Below are 21,408 nucleotides of genomic sequence, written 5' to 3' on the forward strand. Positions count from 1 at the left end.
GCTTAGCAAAGCCTTGTCCAAAAAAAGGGGCCATTGTCCCCGGTCTATTATTACCGACGCAATGGCCTGCTTGAATTTTAAATTCCACAATCAGGACGAAACCGTAATCTTGGCATTGGGCTGAACCACTGAACTGGCTTGATCACGAACCAAGCGCTGTGGCAAAACATCATTGCGAACGATATCCTCGTAGGTTTCCCGACGCACTACCAGCTCGGCCTCACCGTTGTTGACAAATACAACTGCTGGTCGGCGTATCCGGTTATAATTGCTCGCCATGGAGTAATTATAAGCTCCGGTTGAGGCAACAGCGAGCAAGTCTCCGCTATTCGGGCGAGGCAGTTCTACATCCCAAATAAGCATATCGCCGCTTTCACAGCATTTGCCTGCAATGGACACTGTCTCTTCGTTCGCATCTTGCGCTCGATTAGCCAGCATTGCTTCATACTTGGCCTGATACAGTGCAGGACGTGGATTATCTGTCATTCCGCCGTCTACAGAAACGTATTTACGAACCTGCGGAATATCCTTGATGCTTCCTACCGTATACAAGGTTGTACCTGAATCACCTACAATACTGCGTCCCGGCTCAATCCAAATTTCTGGAAGTTCATCGTAAAGCCCTGAAAAATGAGTTTTCACCGCTTCGCCGATAGCCTGTACATAGGTGGATAGTTTCAGCGGTGTGTCCTCCTCTGTGTAACGGATACCAAATCCCCCACCGAGATTAATCACCTTGAAGGAATACTGAAGCTGTTCTTTAATCTCCCTGCAAAAAACTGCGACCCGCTCGGCAGCCATTTGGAAGCCATTGACTTCGAAGATTTGCGAGCCGATATGAGAATGTACTCCCAGCAGATTAAGATGATCCAGCTTGATAGCCTGTTCCACCGCTTGACGGGCTGTGCCATTCGCAATGTCAAAACCAAATTTTGAATCTTCTTGACCTGTGGCCATATATTCATGCGTATGCGCCTCAACCCCCGGCGTAACCCGCAGTAAAATATTGACCTGTTGTCCTTTTTCAGAGGCGAGAGCCTGTAACAAATGCAATTCCATCTTGCTATCAACGACAAAGCAGCCAATTTGCGCCTCTAACGCCATTTCAATTTCTTCCGGCGTCTTGTTATTGCCATGAAAATGGATTCGTTCTGCCGGGAATCCTGCTTGCAGCGCTGTGAACAGCTCTCCGCTGGAAACAACGTCGAGCGACATCCCTTCTTCAGCAGCTAAAGCGCACATTGCCATAACACAAAATGCTTTGCTTGCATAAGCCACTTGAAACTTTAAACCGGTCTCACGAAATGCTTCTATAAATTCCCGGCAGCGCCGGCGGACTAACTGTTCGTCTACAATATATAGCGGCGTGCCAAAACGCTCTTTCAAAAGCGTGGTATCACATCCGCCAATCTCCAAATGTCCATTGCTGTTAATTTTACTGCTTCCATGCAAATACATGTTCTGGCGCCTCTCTTTCTGGAACAAGCTAGTCATATTCCATCGAATGTTTACACCAGTATAGCAAAAAAAACATCAAGAACAATGGATTTTTATGCAGATCATTTACATTAATGCTCCTGTCCATTGCCTGAGTTCGAATCTGTGTTGGCATCCGTATGGGGCATACGCGTATTGTCCCTCGTTTTATTAAATGACGGGCGGTTAGGCGCATCAAGTACAGGCATACGGAACAAGATGGAAGCTAACGCCTTGGCATTAAAAGGAATAAACGGCCACAAATACGAAGAATTATATGACCGATGCAGCGTCAGCATCAAAATGATCAGTGTCGTGCCCACGACAAAGCCTGGTACGTGAAAAATAGCAACAGCAATCAGCAGGAATAGTCGAATCAGTCTATTCGCGAGCCCCAGCTCATAGCTTGGTGTTGCGAACATTCCTATGGCAGCAACAGCCATGTACAATACGACTTCATTTACGAACAGCCCCGTCTTAACCGCTATATCACCAACCAGAATCGCTGCAATCAACCCCATGGCGGAAGCCAATGGTGTCGGAGTATGCACAGCTGCCATTCGCATAAGATCGACCCCTAGTTCCACAATGATAAACTGGGCAATTAGCGGAAAATGCGCTTCCTTTTGAGGGCCGATAAAATCGAGAAACGCCGGTTTTAATTCGGGATTGATAACCATTAGCAGCCACATCGGAAGCAGAAACATCGAGGCGAATATGCCTATAAAACGTACCCAGCGTAAATAGCTACCCATAAAAGCGGTTTGCCGATTCTCTTCTGCATGCTGGCACAGGTCAAAAAAAGTGGTAGGCAAAATCATTACGCTGGGTGAGGTATCAACGAAAATTACGAGCCTTCCTTCCATAATATGCGAAGCCACAACATCTGGTCGCTCTGAATATCGTACTAATGGATATGGATTCCAACCTTTATTGATAATCGTCTCCTCTAATTGCTTATCAGCCAGTGGAATACCATCCAGATTAACATTTTTAATTTTGTCTCGTACCGTATCCACCATAACCTTATCCACAATATCATCAATGTAGCCCAAGCATACATCTGTTCGAGTTCGGCGTCCGACCTGCATGGCCTCGAATTTAAGTCCGGGGTCTCGCAAACGCCGACGCACTAAACCTACATTTGTAAGCATCGTTTCAGTAAAACCATCACGTGCACCGCGCACAACTCTCTCCAAGGAAGGTTCTTCTGGGCTCCGTACAGGGTAATTACGAGTATCCAGAATAACAGCAAAACGCTCGCCTTCCATGAAGAGAGCACTCATTCCCGTCAGTACCTTGTTTATGACAACGGACATCTTATCCGTCTTCTCCACCTGTATATGTGGAATAAAATTTTCGAAATACGTTTGAAGTCCAGCTGAAGTCATGTCATCCGGCGTCAGATAGGTGAGCCGCTTTAGCACCTCAAGCATGATCTGATCCTTGGCAAAGGTATTCAAGAACAAATACCCGATATGGCGGCCACCTGTTGTCATTTCCCTAAATACAACATCAAAGGTTTCTCCCAAACCCAATACCATCTTAAGGGTTTCACGATTTTCCTTCATCTTTGGCGAAATATCATCCTCAATCTGCCAATAACGAATGGATTCCTCTACATTATCAGAACGCTCGCTTTCTTTTTTGTGCTTAAGACGGGCGGCTTCCTGCCCCTGCTTTTGCTTCCAGGAGCCCAAACTTTCCCCGTCAGTATGATTTTCCCTTCCAATTGCTCCGTCTCCATGATAATGCTCCTGCTGATCCTGATCCGTTCTGTGATCCATACTTCTTGCCCCCTTCTCTTTCACTATTAACGGTTGTATACAAACCAATCAAATAAGGAACCCGTTACCTTGCCAAGCACCATTGCCATTAACAGACCGAACATGTATACAGTCATATGGAGTCGCTTGGCCAGTATGGGCAGGAGATTCAGCACCTCTGTTAGAGCCGCGGCGAGCAAGCCAATAAACACCCCGCAAAACAAACCAGGTATCCATGTAAATATGCCCGGTAATGGCAAGCAGATGTTCCAAAAATCGGCCACGGTTCCCACCACTGAACCTAAAATCATCGCCTTTTCGTATGCACGTGATTTTTTATACGTCCGGGTGAGTTGTGCTAATCGCGGCATAATATCCAGCACAATAAAAAAAGCAATCACGCCGCTACCTACCGCCAGCCCCCCAGCGATACCCAAAATAATCTGAAGTGCAGCCTGTACAAATATCATGGTTTCTTATCCTTTGGCTGCAAACGAGCCATCTTTTCATACTCCTCTGCCACAACATACTGATCCACATTTTCCTGATACAGATACATTTCCACCTCCAGTGGCGTCGGCTCCTCATTCCATTTTTTCTTGAACAAGTGATTAAAAAATACGATCATACCAAAGCCGATGCCGATCGAGTAAGCAATTTGGAACAAGTACGGGTGCTCATCCTTTTGTCCCGTAATCATTTCTACAATCCGAACCTGCACCTCCATCATGCTAACGTCAGCATGAAAGTTCATAATCGTCAGCGCAGAGCCAAAAAACAGGAGCAACCATACCAACACGAACAGTATTTTGGATGGCTTACGGGGTCTCTCCACGAGTTCCACAAGTACATGTGGTTTCCCGAGAGATTCAACTACAACTCCCGGAATATGATCTCTAATTTTTGATATGATCTGTAGCATGTCCACCAGTATCAGGTTACCGTCCTGCTTCTGCGGCCGCTTGAGAACAAGTTCAAGCAGATCCTTTTCCCATTCGGGCTCCGTCAGCAGATGGGCTACATCGCCCAAATGTAAATCCTGCCCTTGGATCATACGCACACGGCTGCGGAGCCGCAAGTAGACAATAGGAGCCGGACTATGATTCATCCGATTCCCTCCTTATCCTCGTAATTACCGATTAGTATGGAGTGAAGCAAGCAAACCTATTCTGTGTATTGTCTTTTGTTGCACGCAAAAAAGAGTACTCCTGGCCATTAAAATGGCTTTGGAATACCCTTTAAAATGCGTAAGCATAAAGTTTTACTAAAATCCTGCCCTTTATTATTGGGCAATCTGATCGCGGATTAGTTGTAAAATCTTTTTTTCCAATCGTGATACCTGCACCTGAGAAATACCAAGACGACTTGCAACCTCTGATTGAGTCTGATCCCGATAATAACGCAAGTACACAATCAATCGCTCCCGCTCAGATAATCCGTCAATGGCCTCATTCAGCGCCAGCTTGTCGAACCATCTTTCCTGTGATTCGTCGGCAATCTGATCCATAAGTGTAATCGGGTCCCCGTCATTTTCAAACACCGTTTCGTGAATCGAGGTAGGAGGCTTATTCGCCTCCTGCGCAAAAACAACATCCTCCGGTGTCACTCCCAGCTCATCAGCAACCTCCTTGACTGTAGGCAGGCGATTGAGCCGTTTGGATAGCTCGTCCTTCATTTTGCGGACCTTATTGGCTGTTTCCTTCAAGGAACGGCTAACCTTGAGTGTACCGTCATCTCGAAGGAACCGTTGAATTTCACCGATAATCATAGGTACCGCATATGTTGAAAATTTGACTTCGTAGCTGAGATCGAATTTATCCACCGATTTTAACAATCCGATGCAACCAATTTGAAAAAGATCGTCAGGTTCATACCCCCGGTTCATAAAGCGCTGCACGACAGACCAGACGAGCCGGATATTACTATTGACCAGTGTCTCACGAGCATCATTATCACCAGATTGACTCAGTGCAATAAGCCGCTTGACCTCTGCATCCTCCAAATAGCTGTGCGAAGTTTTTTTTCCTCCTGCTTCCATAGGATCAACTCCTAATTATATAAAGCTTTCTTGGATTCAATCCTTTTCTTCATCCGGACCGACGTGCCTCCGCCCGGCTCACTGACTGCTTCGAACTCATCCATAAAATTTTCCATAATCGTAAAGCCCATGCCGGAGCGTTCCAATTCAGGCTTGGACGTATAGAGAGGCTGCTTGGCCAGCTCCAGATCCTCAATTCCCCGTCCTGCATCCTCAACGACTAACGTGATCACGTCCGCTTCAATCCCAACTTTAATCGTTACAACACCTGACGGATCGCTGTCATAGCCATGAATAATACTGTTTGTCACCGCTTCAGACACGACGGTCTTCAAATCGCTAAGCTCATCCATCGTGGGATCAAGCCTGGAAATAAAGGCTGCCACAGCCACGCGGGCAAATGCTTCATTTTCCGATTTGGCGGCAAACTGCAAGCTCATGAAATTGTTCCCCGTGCCTTCTCTCATGACACAACCTCCAATTCCGTGAGCGCATTTCCCTCGTTGTCATAGATGGGCATGATTTTAAATAAGCCTGACATATCCAGCAATCGATGTACCGGCGGATTGACATCACAGACTGCCATTTTCCCGCCCTTTTGCTTGATCAGTTTGTATCGTCCCAAGATAACGCCAAGGCCGGAACTATCCATAAACTGAAGATTCTTCAGGCTGAGCACGATATGCTCGCATTGCCGGCGCTGAATCGCCTCATCCATTTGCATACGGACCATATCCGACGTATGGTGATCAAGTTCACCAGACAGCCTTACAATAAGTACTCCCCGGTGATGCTCCATTTCAATTTGCAGGTTCATGCTTGCTCACTCTCCTCCCGGTCTTGGACAAGGATTTCTACGTAGTCGCAGACGATTCCTGCCCTCCGACAAAACTAGAAGAAAACCCCGTAAAATCTACAAAGAAAATAGGTTTGACATGGTACGTTTAAACAATTTCCACCAGCCGGCCTTCTCGATCGCCACAGGCGAAGTGATATTAAACTCCTTAAGGCGTTGTCCATCCTGATAGACGACCAGCTTACCAACAGGGTCACCCACCCGGACAGGAGCTTTAAGGCTTGGAGTCAGTTGCAGCTCGTGACGCAGTGTTTGTTTGTTGCCGCCTTTTTTCACCAGCACACTGTAAGAACGGTCAGCCTGAATTTCCAGCTCTGGTAATACACCTTTTTCAACTTTTACACTGCCCAGCTTTTCACCTGGTTTATATATGGATTTCATTGTATATTGAGAAAATGCGTAGTCGAACATGGAAGAAACCTCATTGTTGCGTATCTTCGTGTTCGGCTCACCGAGTACGACAGCTACGACACGTAAGCCATCACGCTTCGCCGTAGCGGAAAGGCAGAACTTTGCTTCTGACGTATAGCCCGTTTTCAGACCGTCTGCTCCGGTATAGAAGCGAACAAGCTTATTCGTATTCACCAGCCAAAAGGGCTTGACCGAGGATTTGCGCAAATAGTCCTGATACGCTCCCGTATATTTCGTAATTTGTGGATATTTCAACAGTTCCCGGCTCATAACCGCAATATCATGCGCAGAGGAATAGTGATTTTCTACGGGTAAACCGTTGCAATTGGCAAAATGCGTATCTTTGAGTCCGAGCTGCTGCACCTTGGCATTCATCATCTCGACAAAAGCCTGTTCAGACCCTGCAATTTTCTCCGCCATCGCTACAGAGGCGTCGTTGCCCGAAGCCATCGCAATTCCCTTCAGCATCTCATCGACCGTCATTTCTTCTCCCGGCTCCAAGAAAATTTGCGAGCCTCCCATTGAAGACGCATACTCACTGGCCCGTACTTTATCGGTCAGCTTGAGCTTGCCATCATGAATGGCCTCCATTGTTAGCAGCATCGTCATGATCTTAGTGATGCTTGCTGGAGGAAGCTTTTCACGACTATTTTTTTCATAGATGACTGTGCCTGTATCTGCATCCATCAAGATCGCCGAAAGAGCCTCGGGAGCCAGCTCAGCTGCTGATCCTACTTTGGTTTTGCTTTCAGGTCTGCTTTCTTCGGCCCAACCGCCGACAGGGACGGCAGTCAAGGCTACCAGACAAGCCAGGATGAACGCCACCACTTTTTTCTTCACAATCGGTCCCCTCCTCAACATATTGGCGTAAAGCACCGGAGTCCATTTACTGATCTCTCCGGTCTATTCGCGTGCTGCTAACCATTGTCGTCAGATTGAAAGAAAAATATTCCATATGGATAAAAACATCAAATAGCACCAAGCTGAGCCAGCATGGTGCTATTTTCCAATCTATAAATGACACAACATGTATCGTCTGTAACAGGATCTATAAAAATCGTTCAAATCCGGCTAACGGTGAGGTATGTAATACCTCCACCCGGTAAAATATCCACTGCATTTTGACTAAACACCCGTATATCAATAAAAGAATTCGCTTCAAGTCTAAGTTCCATTGCTCCACTCAATGCACCATAGTTCAGCCCGCCAATCACCCTGTCATCGAGATATGCATAAGCAGAACTTCCGGCAAGCTGCTCATCATTCAGGTGAAGTGCCAGCCGTGTCCGGTTACCATCTACTTGGGGATCGGTCGAAACGTATACTTGTATTCTGTATTTCCCAGCTCGTTTGGCTCGCCACCGACTATTCGAACCATCGAATTCGGTCAACTCATCATGATTGATTTGATTGAACCTTACTTTCTGCCAGCTACCTGCAGGGATATTTTGCCTTGAACCAAGGTAGGCTTTGACAAAGGTTTCATTCAAATGTTCAATACCGTTATTCGAATATTTCTCTACGAGCAACAACGCTTGCCCTGTCCCATTATTTTCGTCATAACGATGATTGCTATAGCTAAAATCCAAATGTGAGCGAAGTGTCACCTGCTGTGTGGAGGAGCTACCAGAGAAACAAATAAGCTGTTTTAGATTACGGGGATATCCGCCCACCTCGTCCACCAAAACTTTTTTGCCAATGACCACATCCACAAAATAATTGCACACTGATTGGGTGTCATCGTATTTGTCTGCTATCGCCAAAATAGAGTCGCGCAAGGCAACATTTTTGGTTTCTTTCGTAGCACCAATTTGAATAAAAGAAGGTACTGTCACCTTGTGTTCTCTGCTTAGTCCCTCAAACCAGCAGCCTATAAATTCTGCATTCATAAAATCATTTATTAGAATGGGAATATCACTGGGGCTCCCATCCTTAATGTGCTGGCTAGCCATGAATCTCGCCCCGTTAGAACTATTCAGGTCCAGCGCCGTATCGTTTCCGAGCGTAAAAAGCGCAATGCTTGTAAACTGTGAACTTCTGTTCTGCAAGTGAATCCCTATTTTATTGTAATTTATCTCCGTGCATTTAAATAAGTTCACATCACTTTCATAGCCCCAAAAAGCCGTTTCAAAATGCTCAATCAACACGTTATCCAGGACAACGCCGCCGCCCTTCCAATCCTGAATGCCCGTAGTACCTTTGCCATAATACCCGCGCTTCACTGACTGCGAAAACGGATTATTTAAGGTAGCTCTGTCGGTCCCTTCGTACCGGATCGATAAGTCATGGAACTGCACATTTTGAAAGCCACTAAACGATGGCAGACTTTCGTCTCCAATTTGGAAACAAGGGCCCTTGCCATAATATTCAATCGATGTAACTCCCTTACCCTGTCGGTATCTGCCCTTATGAATCCCAAAAATGCGCATACCCTGCTTCCGAATCTGAAGGGTAGATGTTATTTTGTATCGGCCGCTGGGGATGTGAAGAATGGAGTAATCGGGGGTCTTGTTAATCAATTCTTGCAAAGATGCCGTGTCGTCCTGAATACCATCACCAGCAGCTCCAAACCAGCTTACGTTTACACTGCGTTCCATGAATTCTTTTTCAATGGCTTTAAAATTGTCATTTAACTGCTGAGGCGTTAACTCTTTGCCCGTACCGCTCAAATTCAACTTCAATCGGTCTGTAAAATCTGCCACCCAAACACCCCCATTGTTAAAAACGTGAAAATACTTTCAGACTATGCCGAAGAATTCTTCATTTTCTTAGCATGGACTGAGTATATGCACAATAAGGCTTGCTCTAGGATCGCGAAAAATGAAAATAAATATTTTATATGATTGTACAAGAAGATACATTTTGTATATTATAGATACATAACGTATCTAGGCGGTGAAACCGTGAAACACATACTCACAGTAGCCGGTTTACTGGCTTTCTCGATCCCCTTTGCCTGTCAGGGTTTGTCTCCCAGAGTGATCACGATTTCCCTGCTTATCTTGTTGTTCAGCTACACCATGCTTCTGCCTTCACTCAAGTCATTAATCGCAACCCTAGCTGATAATCCGTTGCTGACTTTACTCATGATGTACATCGCCGCCTCCTGCATATGGGCTGAACAAGAGCAGACCTCTTCCCTGCTCATGGTTCTCAAATTTATTGCCTTCTCTACCTTTGGACTTTATCTGGTCACCCATTATACAACACAGGGCTGCATACGCCTCTTAGTCGTTACATTAAGTATCCTGAGCGTACTCAATCTACTCGCCGTTGTACTCGTTCCTTCCTTTGCCATTCATGGCGGTGTAGAACATACTGGACTGTGGAAGGGAATCTCCGGTCATAAAAATACACTTGGAACCCTCTCTCTGTTAAGTTTTGTTTCACATGTCATTTATTTTTTCAGGGGCACACGCAAAGCTTTACATATTGGCTTCATCTTACTCAATGCCTTATTACTCATCGAATGCCAATCTACCACCTCATTGGTGCTGACATCTTCACTGTTCGTATTTATTTTGTTTATATTACTATTCAAAAGAATTCGAAGCATCGCGTTGCGGGGGTTCTTTGTTAGCTGTTCCTGCTTACTTGTTCTTTTGGGTTTGGCACTTACCTTTACTTATGGAGATGCGATTGCCTCGGAATTCGGAAAAACAACAACCTTAACCGGAAGAACGGAAATCTGGCAGGGAATTGATGGTGCTATTCAGAGCCACTACTGGTTCGGCCATGGTTATGGCTCCTTCTGGGCAGCCCGGCCCAGCATTTATGCGAACGGCATCCGCTTTGATCTGACCAGCAGCCATAGCGGCTTTCGAGATCTGTGGATCGATGTGGGTCTTATAGGACTACTGGCAACGGTTATACTCGTCGTAACTACCTTATTTAAATTCAGAATCGGCAAAACAGATATGTATACTTGGCTGACGGCAGCCGTCTTTTTCCTGTTCATCGTGTTAAACAATATAACGGATAGCCGTTTTCTGAACTCATTATCCATCTACTGGATTATATTCATGGTCATTGTGATCAAGGTGCAAGAGCGACATAGACTAACTGTAGCAGAAAAAGCGAATACAGCTGCATGGAGCACACGCCCTCTTCACTAGGCAATCTTACTCAGCTCAACCGCGGTATGTAAAAGAACCCCGTATCCCACGCCATCAAAAGGCGCTCGGATATGGGGTTCTTTGAATATAACCACCGTTTCGAATTGAAAATTATACTTAATCTACATTTGTGGAATAATCGCCAGTACCAATTTCAGAAATTGTTCACGTACCTTCTCTGCCGTCTCCATCACTTCACCATGAGACAAAGGCTGGTCCAGAATGCCTGCAGCCATATTGGTAATACAGGAGAAGCCCAAAACCTCAATCCCCGCATGACGAGCTACGATAACCTCAGACACGGTCGACATCCCTACTGCATCTGCCCCCAGTGTACGCAGCATAACGATTTCAGCAGGTGTCTCATAGTTGGGTCCCAGCAATCCGGCATATACACCTTCCTGCAGGCTGAAGCCTTGTTGGGTAGCTGTTTGTTTGGCAATTTCACGCAAGCGGCGGCTGTATGCCTCTGACATGTCTGGGAAGCGAACACCCAGAGCAGCATCGTTCGGTCCAATCAGCGGATTTTGTCCGGTCAGATTCAAATGATCCGAGATGACCATCAGATCGCCCGCTTTGTAGGAAGTGTTTACACCACCTGCCGCATTTGTCACGAGCAGGCTTTGAATCCCGAGCTGCTTCATTACCCGAACAGGAAAAGCCGTCAGTTGCGGGCCATAGCCCTCATACATATGAAAGCGCCCCTTCATCATGACGACAGCGCGACCTTCAATAGTGCCTAACAGTAACTCCCCCTCGTGGCCTTCTACCGTTGATACGGGAAAATGGGGAATATCCTGATAGGGAATACTAACTCCATCTTGAATCAAATCTGCCAAAATACCGAGGCCCGATCCCAGAATAAGACCAATCTCTGGAGTTATTCCGCTCTTGGCACGGATATAGTCTGCTGCTTCCTGAATTGTAGCTTGGTTGGCTGTTGACATAAATATCTCTCCTGACTTGTACAATCGTAAAGTTATAGTCATTATCACATTTTCTATAATAGCAAAGCGACGTTACGTTTGATCCTTGCTATCATGAGAAGTGCGGTTGCCGCCGTGCGGGTGATGCATTTCATATACTTCCTTCATGTTCCGTCTAGCGGTCTGTGCATATACCTGCGTCGTTGATAGATCTGCATGACCCAGCATTTCCTGTACAGAGCGTAAGTCCGCTCCGCCCTCCAGCATATGTACCGCAAAGGAGTGTCGCAGCGTATGGGGCGTGATATCCTTGCTTATGCCTGCTTCCTGAGCGTACTTCTTAATTATTTTCCAGAAGCCCTGTCTACTGAGCCGCTGACCTGATACATTCAAGAACAAGGCTTCCTGCTCTGTCTGAGCCTCTTCACCCTGCCCGGGTCGCAGCAACGCTGGACGCTGCTCGTCCAAGTAAGCTTGTGCCCACTGTGATGCCTCACGACTGATCGGTACAACACGCTCCTTGCCCGCCTCACCGCCACAGTGCACAAAGCGCAAATCGATGCGCACATCACACACATTCAGAGCAATCAGCTCTGATACGCGGATGCCGGTCGCATACAACAACTCTAGCATGGCCTTATCTCGCCCCCCCTGCGGGGCACTCACATCCGGCGCTGCCAGTAAACGCTCTATTTCATCCTGTGTTAACACCGAGGGCTTTTTTTTAGTGGCCTTGGGCAGTTCCACCAGAACGGACGGGTCATGGATTGCGATTCCCTCCCGAATGAGAAAATGAAAAAAGGAGCGTATCGAGGCGACGCTACGTGAAATTGTCGCCGCGGCTTTTCCCTGTTCCTTCAGATGCCCCAAATACAGCACCAGATGTGACCGCTGTACATTGTCCGGCTGCTCAAGGCCACAGCTTTCTGCGAATTCGACAAACTGCTGTACGTCCCGCTGATACGCTTCCAATGTGCTGCGCGACAAACCTTTTTCCTCTTCCATATATTGAACGAAAGGTTGAATATACATTTTCATGAGTTCCAAAAGTCTCCTTGTCCTGCATACAGCGATTCAAGTTGTTGCGCCTGCTTCTTCGTGTGCGGCCTTCATATCATCATCTCATCGTGAAGATTACATAGACTACTCACCATACCAATAAAAGAAACGTAAACGTTCCAACACTCCGATTCGTTGCTCGGACCCTTCATTCACTGTTTGTCCGCCAAATACCTTAACTGCATGTCCTTCCGGTATTCGGTAATGATCTACAGGTGTTATCCAATCTGTAAACAGCCTGAGGCTATAAAAGAACATACATGCCAACACCCCGAACAATATCAGCAAGCGCAGCCATTGTAGTCCTCTCCGTAATGATAGTACCATGTGGATCAGCCGCCTTCCCAAAATATAGTCCCTATGTAGGGCTCTCTATGGAAGGGTATGACAAGCTATTCTGTTTTATACCACTTGGTCCTACACAGTAAATTCCGAACCAAAAAAGCTCCCCCGAACGCGTCTTCGTCGGTGAGAGCTTGGGTGTCAGCTTATTAATCCTGGGATTTGTTTTTCTTGGTTTTGCCCGAGGATTTCTGGGCAGTTGTATCGTTCTTCGCCTTACAACGATAACAAATACCGTGGAAGTCCAAACGATGATCCACTACAGTAAAATTATATTCCCGTTCCAAACGCTCCTCTAACGGTCCAAGCCAATCTTCCAGTATTTCATCTACACTGCCGCACTGCACACATATCAAATGGTGGTGGTGATGTTTGGCTGTATCGCCGCGTAAGTCATAACGCGCAACGCCATCGCCAAAATTAATTTTCTCCACGACATGCAGTTCACTTAGCAGTTCTAGGGTACGGTATACGGTTGCCAGACCGATTTCGGGAGCTTTTTCTTTGACGAGCATAAATACATCTTCCGCACTCAGATGATCATCTTCGTTCTCAAGTAAAACTCTGACGGTGGCTTCCCGCTGAGGCGTTAGTTTGTAGCCCTGGGATTGCAGCTGCTGCTTAATTTTTTCGATCCGTGCTTCCATGTGTCTCCCTCCCCCTGCAAAGCTACTGCCTACTGCACTTTTTTTCACTCCTATTATTATAGGGGGTCTATACAAATAAAGTCAAACATTTTGAAATGAGATCAAGATGTCACGGAAGCCGTCAGCATAGGAGTGACCCATTGCATCATAACCGGGGTGACCCAGGTTTCAAAGGATGCGCTGCCGATAAGCAGCACCATCATCACAGCAGTCAATCCTGCGTAAGAAAGCAACGGACGCAACATCCCGTCTGATGGCCGAGTAGCAAGTATTTTAGTTTTGATCATATGAATGGAAAAAGTCATCGCAGCCACACTACAGACGAGCAGTACCGGAATCACGAGCAGGTTATGTGGAGCAACGGAAACCAATGAAAATAATAGTCCTTTCCACGAATATTGCCCTACCATATAACCTACAGAAAATCCGATCAGCACACCCTTGAGAAAATTCAATACAAGAATACCTGGGAGTCCGATGACCGAAAGCCCGCATACCCAGATGAGGCCCACCCATTTAAGATGTAGTGATACGCTGTCCCAAAAGGTCGAGGCCGCCTGCGAATCAGCAAAGCCCTGCTTGTTTTGATTGACCGTCACAAAAAAATCCTTCAGGTAACGGGACAAATCCTGTAACTGTTCCAGGGAGAGTGCATTTACCATGAGTGCGCCAAAAACAACTCCCACTAGAAACAGTACAGCCAAGAAAACATAATACGGCATCTGATCCTTTAACGTATGACGAAACCATTGCATCGGGTCCTGCCCCTTTCATCTGCTTGTTTGTCCAAAAAACAACCGTAATCCGACGGCTGATGGCTAGAAATGGGGCAGCTTTCGCTGCAAATCTAACATCACGAATGATGCGCCAAGCCAACGGCAGAGATATTTTATGGTTATGAACAAGCAGACGCTGATATGCCTTTTTAGGGAGACAAGACTTGACTAGGACACTTTACTAGGACTTCGCTATTTTTCCGTATGTTCCACCACCACCGGATACCAGCGCCAGGCGTCCTTCGCGTGAAAGCACAATCTGCTCTGCCAACACTTTACCGACGACCTCTGACAGTTCCTCTTGCGTAACCTCATGTAAAATATTCATTTCTGTTCCGAAGGCTGCTAACAGCTGGTTCAGCTTGGCTTTACCCAAGCCTGGAATAAATTCCAGCGGAATCTGGTAAATGTAAGGAGGACGATGGGAGGGAATTACAGGCTGTTCACGATCGGCAATGCTCCAGATTCGATCGAGCACACCCCGCACCAGCTTGGTATGCCCACAGTTAGGGCAACGTTCGTCCGCCATCTGCTGCTCATCAATAATCGTACCGCAGCTTTGACAGTAAGAGCGATGGTATTTTCCAAGTTTGGGATTCAAACCGTAGTTGGCACACACTCGTCGTCCTTCACGCCGCTCCAAAGCCATCCTGAATTCATCAAAACTCGGCTTCGCCAATGATAATTTGTTGTACTCTCGTCCAATTTTCCCAAGTGAATGGGCATCTGAATTCGTGAGAAAGCTGAAACGATCCAGCTCCGAAATCAAACCAGCCATAGATGAATCTGCGCTCAGCCCCAGTTCCACCCCGCTAATGAGCTCCATATCCAGCAGTTCCTCCATACGGGCTGCAGAACTGCCGTAAATGCCCTTATGCGGAGTAAACACATGCGCAGGCACCATAATGCCTCCACGACCGTAAATTTGCTGCTGCAACTCACGTGGCGGTGCGTAGATCCGTTGTGAGCTGAGATTGACATTTTTCATATGCTTACTCAGCCATTGGGTAAAATCCTCCATCGCCGCCAGATCAGGAAAATAAGCCAGTACGTGTGCTTCGGGATGACCTTCAGCCCGTATTTCCAGCTCCGTGCCAAGTAGAATCACTGTATCCCTGTATGCGATGCCACCACCGCTGATTTCTTCCATTTCACCTGTATGCAAATAGCTACGAATATCTTCCTGTACATTAGGCGCATGGCAGTCAATAATCCCGATAAGCCCAATCCCTTTGCGACCGGAGGCTTCCTTGGCTATATTGGCAAACGTTAGATCACGGCTACCACTAATTTTGACTGGAGCTCCTTTCTCCGTTCTGCCAATATGAATATGCAAGTCTGCAAAGTAGTTGTTAAGTTCTATTATATTTGTATCCATCCGCTTAGAAGCTCCCTGTTTGTTGGCGAAGTTGCCATGCATAGACGGCCAGAATCGTTTTGGCATCACTAATGCGTCCTTCACGAATAAGCGTGTGTGCTTCTTCCAGGGTCACCTCAAATAGCTCCAAAAATTCATCCTCATCCGGTTCCATCTTACCTCGCTCCAGGTCTTCAGCCACATATAGATGTATGATTTCATCCGCAAAGCCAGGAGATGTATAAAAAGAGTGCAGCAGCTTCAACGATTTGGCTGTATAGCCTGTTTCTTCTCTTAATTCACGTCCCGCTGCTTCCATCGGGTCTTCACCTTGCTCCAGCTTGCCTGCGGGGATTTCAACCTCACATCGCCCCATAGCTTGTCTGTACTGATCCACCACCAGCATTTTCCCTTGATGCAGAGCCAAAACTGCCACCGCACCTGGATGCTTTACGATTTCACGCTTTCCAGTGGAACCGTCGGGAAGCTCTACCGTGTCTACCTGTACCGTAATGACCTTTCCTTCAAAAATAGGCTGTGTGGACACGGTCTTTTCCTCCAGCGCAGGATTGGAATAAGGCTTGCGAAGTGTATTGTTTGTTGGATTGTTCACTTGTTCGTTCGTTTGGTCGTTCATCAGACATGTTGCCTCCTTCGTCTTCTATCTTTCTTTCATTATTAATTATCTCCAACATTAGTCTAACTTGTCCACTTGGGACATATGCTGGGGATAGTATATCAAAACTTCTGCTATAAGGAGATTTCAGAACATGAAAAGTTACCGAACTGAAACCACCCTTCATATTGTTGGCAAAGCCTGGCAGATACAAGCCCTCCTGCGTCAATGGCAAAAGGAATACGGACTTACAGCCACTATTGCTTCGCTAACTGTTCCAAAAAAGGTTCAGATCTAAAGGAGGAAAACCGTTCCTGTCTTTAGCCTGAACCCTTTTTCGGTATATTGTAAATGTAAGAAGTAAGTCTTACTTTGTAGTTTCTTGGATCAGAGCTACGACTACTTCAGCAACCTTCACTAGATCATCGGCCTTGATCTTTTCCTCTGTGGTGTGGATGTTCTGGTAGCCTACCGCCAAATTCACCGTTGGAATACCAAGCCCGTTGAATACATTGGCATCTGAGCCGCCACCGGAATGGAAGGTTGATGTTGCCATTCCCAGTCCTTGAATGGCACGCTGTGCAACCTGTACAACTTCATCATGCTCCGTAAAGCTGAATGCTGGATAGATGACTTCACTGCGGAACTCTCCTTGGGCACCAAATTCACGCGTAGTGGTTTCGAGTGCTTCACGCATATGCTGAATCTGATGATTAACCTTTTCCTGTACAATACTACGAGCCTCCGCACGGATCAATACAAAATCGCAGACCACATTCGTTGCGCCGCCGCCTTCGAAACTGCCGATGTTAGCGGTCGTCTCCTTATCAATGCGTCCCAATTTCATTTTAGAAATTGCTTTAGAAGCGACTTGAATGGCACTAATGCCATCTTCAGGATTGACCCCCGCATGAGCGGACTTTCCAGTAATTCTCATTTCAATACGTGCCTGTGTGGGAGCAGCTATACAAATAGAACCGACTTCACCGTTCGAATCCAAAGCGTATCCGAAGTCAGAATCCAGGACTTCCGGCTTCATCGCCCGTGCACCCATTAAACCAGATTCCTCGCCAGCCGTAATCACGAACTGAATTTGACCATGGGGTATGTTCTGCTCGCGCACGACACGAATCGCCTCGAACAAAGCAGCAATCCCAGCCTTGTCGTCCGCACCCAGAATTGTTGAACCATCACTGCGAATCCAGCCATCCTCACCCAACTGCGGTTTGATTCCTTTGCCTGGAGTCACGGTATCCATGTGACAGGTGAAAAATATTTTGGGTGCTTGCTCCACACCTTCCGCTTTCCAGGTAACAATCAAATTGCCCGAACCATGTCCCGTTCTTTCGCGAGAATCATCTTCTACGACTTCCAGTCCTAGTGCATTAAACTTTTCTTTCAGAACACGTGATATTTCCTGTTCATGCTTCGTTTCACTATCCACCTGTACGAGTTCCATAAATTCCTGTACGATTCGGTCTTTTACTATCTCTACTGTCATTAAACTTTCCTCTCTTTCCCGATTACGTTACAATACGGATAGATGTTCTTATCTATGACTTAAACCTATCCTAAAGGAGTTACACATGTCTAACAAAAAATGGGTTCGTTTTTTCGTCTACGTTATGCTCGCAGCTATGATTGGTTCTACACTGTTCATGGTGATTGAGCCGTTTATTATGCCACTATAATAGCTATACCGCTCAAGGTTGAACTACTTCAAGATCCGTTGAAGCTATGTGTGGACGAGCTGCTGCACAAGCAAAGAGGCGGGCTCCCGTGTTAATTACACAATTGCCCGCCTGACCTTTATTGGAAGGAATGCGTTTGCCATTGCGCAGCAAATGAAAATTGCTGTTCAAAGTACGGTACAATTTCCTTCGCAATCTGTTCCACCGAAAAAGACTGCTGTGTACAGTCCTCTAATGATGTCACACCGTATTCCTGAATTCCGCACGGAACAATGCCTTCAAAGCCCTCATGCTGTATTCCTGACTTGATGTTAAAGGCAAAGCCATGGCTGGTTACGAAGCCCCGGCGGTGCTTACATTTGTTAAATTTGACACCAATGGCCGCAATTTTAAGATTCCCGATCCATACCCCCGTATATTCAGGCTTACGGCTCCCTTCAATCCCATAAGATGCCAGCAACTGAATGATCACTTCTTCCAGACTTCGAAGGTATCCGTGCAGATTTAACGCCTCTCGGTTGCCAAGCACAAGTAGGGGATATCCGACAAGTTGCCCTGGTCCATGATATGTAATATCTCCCCCACGATCAATCTGAAAGACGCTGATTCCCTTCTCTTTCAGCTGCTCTGGTGTAAGGAGCAAATGCTCAGGATGCCTCTGGGAACCAATGGTGTAGGTTGGTGGATGCTGGAGAAGCATAAGCGTTTCTCTCGCCTCCCCCGCATCCAGCTTTCCCACAATCTCCTTCTGGACATCCCAAGCATGGGCATATTCCATCCTATTCGTATAGGTTACATCAAGCGGTCGTCTATTCACGGCCTGTCACTTCCTCTCCGTCCATTTACCTAACTGTTCGGATGATTAGTACAGCTTCGTATCCAAGGTGTAGCCTTCTAGATTTTCTTTAACCCGTTGCAGGAATCGTCCGCAAATCACTCCATCTAAAATACGATGATCCAGCGACAGACACAGATTAGCCATTGAGCGCACCGCAATCATATCATCAATAACCACTGGTCTTTTGACAATGGATTCAAAGGTAAGAATTGCAGCCTGCGGATAGTTAATCACCGGATAAGATAAAATTGAACCAAAGGAACCTGTGTTGTTGACGGTGAACGTTCCACCCTGCATGTCGTCCAGTTTGAGTGTACCTTCGCGAGTTTTACGTGCCAAATCGTCAATTTCACGAGCTAAGCCAGCAATATTTTTCTGATCGGCCTTTTTAATAACAGGAGTAAGAACGGAGTCCTCTGTACCTACGGCCAACGAAATATTGATGTCTCTTTTGATGATAATTTTATCCACTGCCCATACCGAATTCATGATTGGATATTCCTTGATTGCATTCACGACTGCTTTCATGAGAAAAGCAAGATACGTAATATTGATGCCTTCTTTTTGTTTGAACTCGTTTTTGATCTTGTTGCGGAGCATCACCAGATTGGTCACATCCACTTCAATCGTCGTCCAGGCATGAGGAATTTCCGAAACACTTTGCCGCATATTGCGGGCAATTGCACTACGAATGGGTGTAACATCAATAAAATACTCGGATCTGTTATTGTTGCCACCCTCAACTTCGATCATAGGAACTTTTGGAGCTTCCGTTAAATGAATGCCGCTGTTGCGCACCGGAATCGCAGGGTCCATATTTTGAACTGGTGCACTATGCTGAACGGCAGACTGCTGGAGTCCTGTAAAAGGAGATCCTTGTCCTTGCGTGGTTCCACTCGTCTGACCAGTCACTCCAGTTGGAGCAGAGCCGCCCTGCTGCACAAAATTCAACACGTCTTTGCGGGTAATTCTTCCCCCCATGCCTGTGCCTGGCACTCTGCTTAGGTCTACATTGTGCTCAGCAGCCAGTGTTTGGACCGCTGGAGAAAAACGTCCGCGCATGGACTGATCCGATCCAACACTCTGCTGGGATTGTGCTTGCACGTTGCTTTGAGATGCTGGTGCCGCAGGTGTCCCTCCTGTTGATGCTGTAGGTGCAGCCGACTTCGTCTGGATACGGCAAATCAACTCGCCTACCGCTACCGTCTGACCTTCCTCTGCCAACAGGTCACCCATAATCCCATCCAATGTGGAAGGAATTTCTGCGTTCACTTTATCTGTAATGACCTCGCAAATTGGCTCGAATTGCTCTACTGGATCACCAGGTTGTTTCAGCCATTTGGCGATTGTCGCTGATACGAGCGATTCAGCCAATTGCGGCATGGTCACGTCGTTCCATTGTGTTTGGTCTGACATTTTTTTCAACTCCTTAACATCATAGAAGGGCGCGTTTTATCGCTGCCCCACTACACTTTTGGAATGCTTTCGCCCGAATCTGCTCTATATTAATACATTGCGAGACGACGCATGGCTTCCTTCACTTTATCCTTGTTTAACATATAAAACTTCTCCATCGGTGGACTGATCGGCATGGCTGGCACATCAGGAGCGCACAGACGCTCAATCGGTGCATCCAGTTCGAACAGACACTCTTCATTAATAATAGCCGATACTTCGGCACCGATACCGCCCGTTTTGTTGTCCTCATGAACGATTAAAACCTTACCTGTATGTCGTGCAGCCTCAATAATGGCTTCGCGATCCAAAGGCTGGAGTGTGCGCAAATCCACAACATGTGCGGTAATGCCCTCTTCCTTCTCCAATTCCTCAGCTGCCTGCATAACAAAATGCAACGGCTGGCTATATCCGATGACCGTAATATCGTCACCCTCACGTAGCAGATTAGCCTTGCCAATTGGAACGATATAATCATCCTCAGGCACTTCACCCTTAATCAGCTTGTAGGATTTTTTATTTTCAAAAAACAGCACTGGATCAGGGTCACGAATGGCTGCTTTCAACAATCCTTTGGCATCATAAGGTGTAAATGGAGCAACAATTTTTAAACCCGGTGTACCAAAAAAGATAGATTCTGGACACTGAGAATGATATAAACCACCAAAAATACCGCCACCGATGGGGGCGCGGATCACCACAGGGCAATTCCAATCGTTGTTAGAGCGGTAGCGGATTTTAGCCGCTTCACTAATAATCTGATTCGTCGCCGGAAGCATGAAGTCCGAATATTGCATTTCGGCAATCGGCTTCATTCCGTACATTGCCGCACCAATTGCAACACCTGCAATCGCCGACTCTGCCAATGGAGTATCCATGACACGTTGCTCACCGAATTGGTCCATGAGCCCCTTAGTCGTTGTAAAAACACCGCCTTTTACGCCGACGTCCTCACCTAATACAAAAACCGTTTCATCCTGCTCCATTTCTTCTTTCATAGCAAGACGTATCGCATCAATATATTCCATAATCGCCATCG

At 46.6% G+C, this 21,408-nt stretch carries 23 protein-coding genes; 3 read left to right on the forward strand and 20 right to left on the reverse strand.

What is annotated here, in order from left to right; translation table 11 throughout:
• Nucleotides 1–90 precede the first annotated feature (90 nt).
• From lysA to KSP24_RS07575, 9 genes are all read right to left on the reverse strand, one after another.
• Entirely contained in the window at nucleotides 91–1,458 is a 1,368-nt protein-coding gene (lysA, locus tag KSP24_RS07535) for a diaminopimelate decarboxylase (RefSeq protein WP_013371730.1), read from the reverse strand.
• Between the two features lie 110 nt (nucleotides 1,459–1,568).
• Nucleotides 1,569–3,263 (reverse strand): spore germination protein, encoded by a 1,695-nt coding sequence (locus KSP24_RS07540; protein ID WP_216974826.1) that lies wholly within the window; start codon nucleotides 3,261–3,263, stop codon nucleotides 1,569–1,571.
• Nucleotides 3,264–3,289: 26 nt separating this feature from the next.
• Nucleotides 3,290–3,712 (reverse strand): stage V sporulation protein AB, encoded by a 423-nt coding sequence (locus KSP24_RS07545; protein WP_013371732.1) that lies wholly within the window; start codon nucleotides 3,710–3,712, stop codon nucleotides 3,290–3,292.
• Entirely contained in the window at nucleotides 3,709–4,350 is a 642-nt protein-coding gene (locus tag KSP24_RS07550) for a stage V sporulation protein AA (protein WP_013371733.1), read from the reverse strand. The genes KSP24_RS07545 and KSP24_RS07550 overlap by 4 nt, the downstream gene beginning before the upstream one ends.
• 174 nt (nucleotides 4,351–4,524) lie before the next feature.
• A complete protein-coding gene (sigF, locus tag KSP24_RS07555; protein WP_064962957.1) occupies nucleotides 4,525–5,280 on the reverse strand; it encodes an RNA polymerase sporulation sigma factor SigF in 756 nt (251 codons plus the stop codon).
• Between the two features lie 11 nt (nucleotides 5,281–5,291).
• Nucleotides 5,292–5,747 carry an anti-sigma F factor gene (gene spoIIAB, locus KSP24_RS07560; RefSeq protein WP_013310781.1) on the reverse strand — a complete coding sequence of 152 codons (456 nt, stop codon included), beginning with the start codon at nucleotides 5,745–5,747 and terminating at the stop codon, nucleotides 5,292–5,294.
• The gene (gene spoIIAA / locus KSP24_RS07565; RefSeq protein WP_013310782.1) at nucleotides 5,744–6,097 is read right to left on the reverse strand and encodes an anti-sigma F factor antagonist; all 354 of its coding nucleotides are present in this window, start codon (nucleotides 6,095–6,097) and stop codon (nucleotides 5,744–5,746) included. Before spoIIAA ends, spoIIAB begins: the two co-directional genes overlap by 4 nt.
• Before the next feature lie 96 nt (nucleotides 6,098–6,193).
• Nucleotides 6,194–7,387 (reverse strand): D-alanyl-D-alanine carboxypeptidase family protein, encoded by a 1,194-nt coding sequence (locus KSP24_RS07570; RefSeq protein WP_013371735.1) that lies wholly within the window; start codon nucleotides 7,385–7,387, stop codon nucleotides 6,194–6,196.
• A 221-nt stretch (nucleotides 7,388–7,608) separates the two neighbouring features.
• The gene (locus KSP24_RS07575) at nucleotides 7,609–9,249 is read right to left on the reverse strand and encodes a glycosyl hydrolase family 28-related protein (protein ID WP_058711117.1); all 1,641 of its coding nucleotides are present in this window, start codon (nucleotides 9,247–9,249) and stop codon (nucleotides 7,609–7,611) included.
• A 201-nt stretch (nucleotides 9,250–9,450) separates the two neighbouring features.
• Here KSP24_RS07575 and KSP24_RS07580 point away from each other — a divergent pair, with 201 nt between their 5' ends.
• Nucleotides 9,451–10,662 carry an O-antigen ligase family protein gene (locus KSP24_RS07580; RefSeq protein ID WP_216974827.1) on the forward strand — a complete coding sequence of 404 codons (1,212 nt, stop codon included), beginning with the start codon at nucleotides 9,451–9,453 and terminating at the stop codon, nucleotides 10,660–10,662.
• A gap of 122 nt (nucleotides 10,663–10,784) precedes the next feature.
• Here KSP24_RS07580 and KSP24_RS07585 read toward each other — a convergent pair whose 3' ends face one another.
• The 7 genes from KSP24_RS07585 to KSP24_RS07615 all read right to left on the reverse strand — a co-directional run bounded on the left by KSP24_RS07585 (nucleotide 10,785) and on the right by KSP24_RS07615 (nucleotide 16,406).
• Nucleotides 10,785–11,609 carry a purine-nucleoside phosphorylase gene (locus KSP24_RS07585; protein ID WP_025675629.1) on the reverse strand — a complete coding sequence of 275 codons (825 nt, stop codon included), beginning with the start codon at nucleotides 11,607–11,609 and terminating at the stop codon, nucleotides 10,785–10,787.
• 72 nt (nucleotides 11,610–11,681) lie between these two features.
• Nucleotides 11,682–12,626, reverse strand: coding sequence for a site-specific tyrosine recombinase XerD (gene xerD / locus KSP24_RS07590; protein ID WP_216974828.1), 945 nt, complete (start codon nucleotides 12,624–12,626; stop codon nucleotides 11,682–11,684).
• Nucleotides 12,627–12,731: 105 nt separating this feature from the next.
• Complete coding sequence (locus tag KSP24_RS07595) at nucleotides 12,732–12,974, reverse strand: YqzK family protein (protein WP_013371741.1); 243 nt, start codon at nucleotides 12,972–12,974, stop codon at nucleotides 12,732–12,734.
• A gap of 164 nt (nucleotides 12,975–13,138) precedes the next feature.
• The gene (fur, locus tag KSP24_RS07600) at nucleotides 13,139–13,636 is read right to left on the reverse strand and encodes a ferric iron uptake transcriptional regulator (protein ID WP_013371742.1); all 498 of its coding nucleotides are present in this window, start codon (nucleotides 13,634–13,636) and stop codon (nucleotides 13,139–13,141) included.
• Nucleotides 13,637–13,737: 101 nt separating this feature from the next.
• Nucleotides 13,738–14,391, reverse strand: a complete 654-nt coding sequence (gene spoIIM / locus KSP24_RS07605; RefSeq protein ID WP_216974829.1) for a stage II sporulation protein M — start codon at nucleotides 14,389–14,391, stop codon at nucleotides 13,738–13,740.
• A 202-nt stretch (nucleotides 14,392–14,593) separates the two neighbouring features.
• Nucleotides 14,594–15,790, reverse strand: a complete 1,197-nt coding sequence (locus tag KSP24_RS07610; RefSeq protein ID WP_013371744.1) for an endonuclease Q family protein — start codon at nucleotides 15,788–15,790, stop codon at nucleotides 14,594–14,596.
• A 4-nt stretch (nucleotides 15,791–15,794) separates the two neighbouring features.
• The gene (locus KSP24_RS07615) at nucleotides 15,795–16,406 is read right to left on the reverse strand and encodes an NUDIX domain-containing protein (RefSeq protein WP_254207668.1); all 612 of its coding nucleotides are present in this window, start codon (nucleotides 16,404–16,406) and stop codon (nucleotides 15,795–15,797) included.
• Between the two features lie 133 nt (nucleotides 16,407–16,539).
• Between KSP24_RS07615 and mciZ the strand changes: the two genes are divergently transcribed.
• A complete protein-coding gene (gene mciZ / locus KSP24_RS07620; RefSeq protein ID WP_216974830.1) occupies nucleotides 16,540–16,683 on the forward strand; it encodes a Z-ring formation inhibitor MciZ in 144 nt (47 codons plus the stop codon).
• Nucleotides 16,684–16,752: 69 nt separating this feature from the next.
• Here mciZ and KSP24_RS07625 read toward each other — a convergent pair whose 3' ends face one another.
• Nucleotides 16,753–17,886: a tripeptidase T gene (locus KSP24_RS07625; RefSeq protein ID WP_058829754.1), complete on the reverse strand. Its 1,134-nt coding sequence runs from the start codon at nucleotides 17,884–17,886 to the stop codon at nucleotides 16,753–16,755.
• A gap of 85 nt (nucleotides 17,887–17,971) precedes the next feature.
• Here KSP24_RS07625 and prli42 point away from each other — a divergent pair, with 85 nt between their 5' ends.
• Nucleotides 17,972–18,076 (forward strand): stressosome-associated protein Prli42, encoded by a 105-nt coding sequence (prli42, locus tag KSP24_RS07630; protein ID WP_016822268.1) that lies wholly within the window; start codon nucleotides 17,972–17,974, stop codon nucleotides 18,074–18,076.
• A gap of 118 nt (nucleotides 18,077–18,194) precedes the next feature.
• Here the strand turns inward: prli42 and lipB are convergent, their stop codons facing one another.
• The 3 genes from lipB to KSP24_RS07645 form a co-directional block, all read right to left on the reverse strand.
• A complete protein-coding gene (lipB, locus tag KSP24_RS07635; protein ID WP_013371748.1) occupies nucleotides 18,195–18,893 on the reverse strand; it encodes a lipoyl(octanoyl) transferase LipB in 699 nt (232 codons plus the stop codon).
• A gap of 45 nt (nucleotides 18,894–18,938) precedes the next feature.
• Complete coding sequence (locus tag KSP24_RS07640; protein WP_013371749.1) at nucleotides 18,939–20,330, reverse strand: dihydrolipoamide acetyltransferase family protein; 1,392 nt, start codon at nucleotides 20,328–20,330, stop codon at nucleotides 18,939–18,941.
• 89 nt (nucleotides 20,331–20,419) lie between these two features.
• Nucleotides 20,420–21,406, reverse strand: coding sequence for an alpha-ketoacid dehydrogenase subunit beta (locus KSP24_RS07645; protein ID WP_013310796.1), 987 nt, complete (start codon nucleotides 21,404–21,406; stop codon nucleotides 20,420–20,422).
• Between the last annotated feature and the right edge of the window lie 2 nt (nucleotides 21,407–21,408).

This window comes from Paenibacillus sp. AK121, from assembly GCF_019042715.1.
In the GTDB taxonomy this organism is placed as follows: domain Bacteria; phylum Bacillota; class Bacilli; order Paenibacillales; family Paenibacillaceae; genus Paenibacillus; species Paenibacillus polymyxa_C.

What these genes read in the sequence shown, in the direction of transcription:
- KSP24_RS07585 (WP_025675629.1), bottom strand. Translation starts at nt 11,609, where the DNA reads ATGTCAACAGCCAACCAAGCTACAATTCAGGAAGCAGCAGACTATATC.
- KSP24_RS07610 (WP_013371744.1), bottom strand. Translation starts at nt 15,790, where the DNA reads ATGGATACAAATATAATAGAACTTAACAACTACTTTGCAGACTTGCAT.
- lysA (WP_013371730.1), bottom strand. Translation starts at nt 1,458, where the DNA reads ATGTATTTGCATGGAAGCAGTAAAATTAACAGCAATGGACATTTGGAG.
- mciZ (WP_216974830.1), top strand. Translation starts at nt 16,540, where the DNA reads ATGAAAAGTTACCGAACTGAAACCACCCTTCATATTGTTGGCAAAGCC.
- KSP24_RS07640 (WP_013371749.1), bottom strand. Translation starts at nt 20,330, where the DNA reads ATGTCAGACCAAACACAATGGAACGACGTGACCATGCCGCAATTGGCT.
- spoIIM (WP_216974829.1), bottom strand. Translation starts at nt 14,391, where the DNA reads ATGCAATGGTTTCGTCATACGTTAAAGGATCAGATGCCGTATTATGTT.
- KSP24_RS07625 (WP_058829754.1), bottom strand. Translation starts at nt 17,886, where the DNA reads ATGACAGTAGAGATAGTAAAAGACCGAATCGTACAGGAATTTATGGAA.
- fur (WP_013371742.1), bottom strand. Translation starts at nt 13,636, where the DNA reads ATGGAAGCACGGATCGAAAAAATTAAGCAGCAGCTGCAATCCCAGGGC.
- KSP24_RS07595 (WP_013371741.1), bottom strand. Translation starts at nt 12,974, where the DNA reads ATGGTACTATCATTACGGAGAGGACTACAATGGCTGCGCTTGCTGATA.
- sigF (WP_064962957.1), bottom strand. Translation starts at nt 5,280, where the DNA reads ATGGAAGCAGGAGGAAAAAAAACTTCGCACAGCTATTTGGAGGATGCA.
- spoIIAB (WP_013310781.1), bottom strand. Translation starts at nt 5,747, where the DNA reads ATGAGAGAAGGCACGGGGAACAATTTCATGAGCTTGCAGTTTGCCGCC.
- KSP24_RS07540 (WP_216974826.1), bottom strand. Translation starts at nt 3,263, where the DNA reads ATGGATCACAGAACGGATCAGGATCAGCAGGAGCATTATCATGGAGAC.
- KSP24_RS07550 (WP_013371733.1), bottom strand. Translation starts at nt 4,350, where the DNA reads ATGAATCATAGTCCGGCTCCTATTGTCTACTTGCGGCTCCGCAGCCGT.
- spoIIAA (WP_013310782.1), bottom strand. Translation starts at nt 6,097, where the DNA reads ATGAACCTGCAAATTGAAATGGAGCATCACCGGGGAGTACTTATTGTA.
- KSP24_RS07545 (WP_013371732.1), bottom strand. Translation starts at nt 3,712, where the DNA reads ATGATATTTGTACAGGCTGCACTTCAGATTATTTTGGGTATCGCTGGG.
- KSP24_RS07645 (WP_013310796.1), bottom strand. Translation starts at nt 21,406, where the DNA reads ATGGCGATTATGGAATATATTGATGCGATACGTCTTGCTATGAAAGAA.
- KSP24_RS07615 (WP_254207668.1), bottom strand. Translation starts at nt 16,406, where the DNA reads ATGAACGACCAAACGAACGAACAAGTGAACAATCCAACAAACAATACA.
- prli42 (WP_016822268.1), top strand. Translation starts at nt 17,972, where the DNA reads ATGTCTAACAAAAAATGGGTTCGTTTTTTCGTCTACGTTATGCTCGCA.
- xerD (WP_216974828.1), bottom strand. Translation starts at nt 12,626, where the DNA reads ATGAAAATGTATATTCAACCTTTCGTTCAATATATGGAAGAGGAAAAA.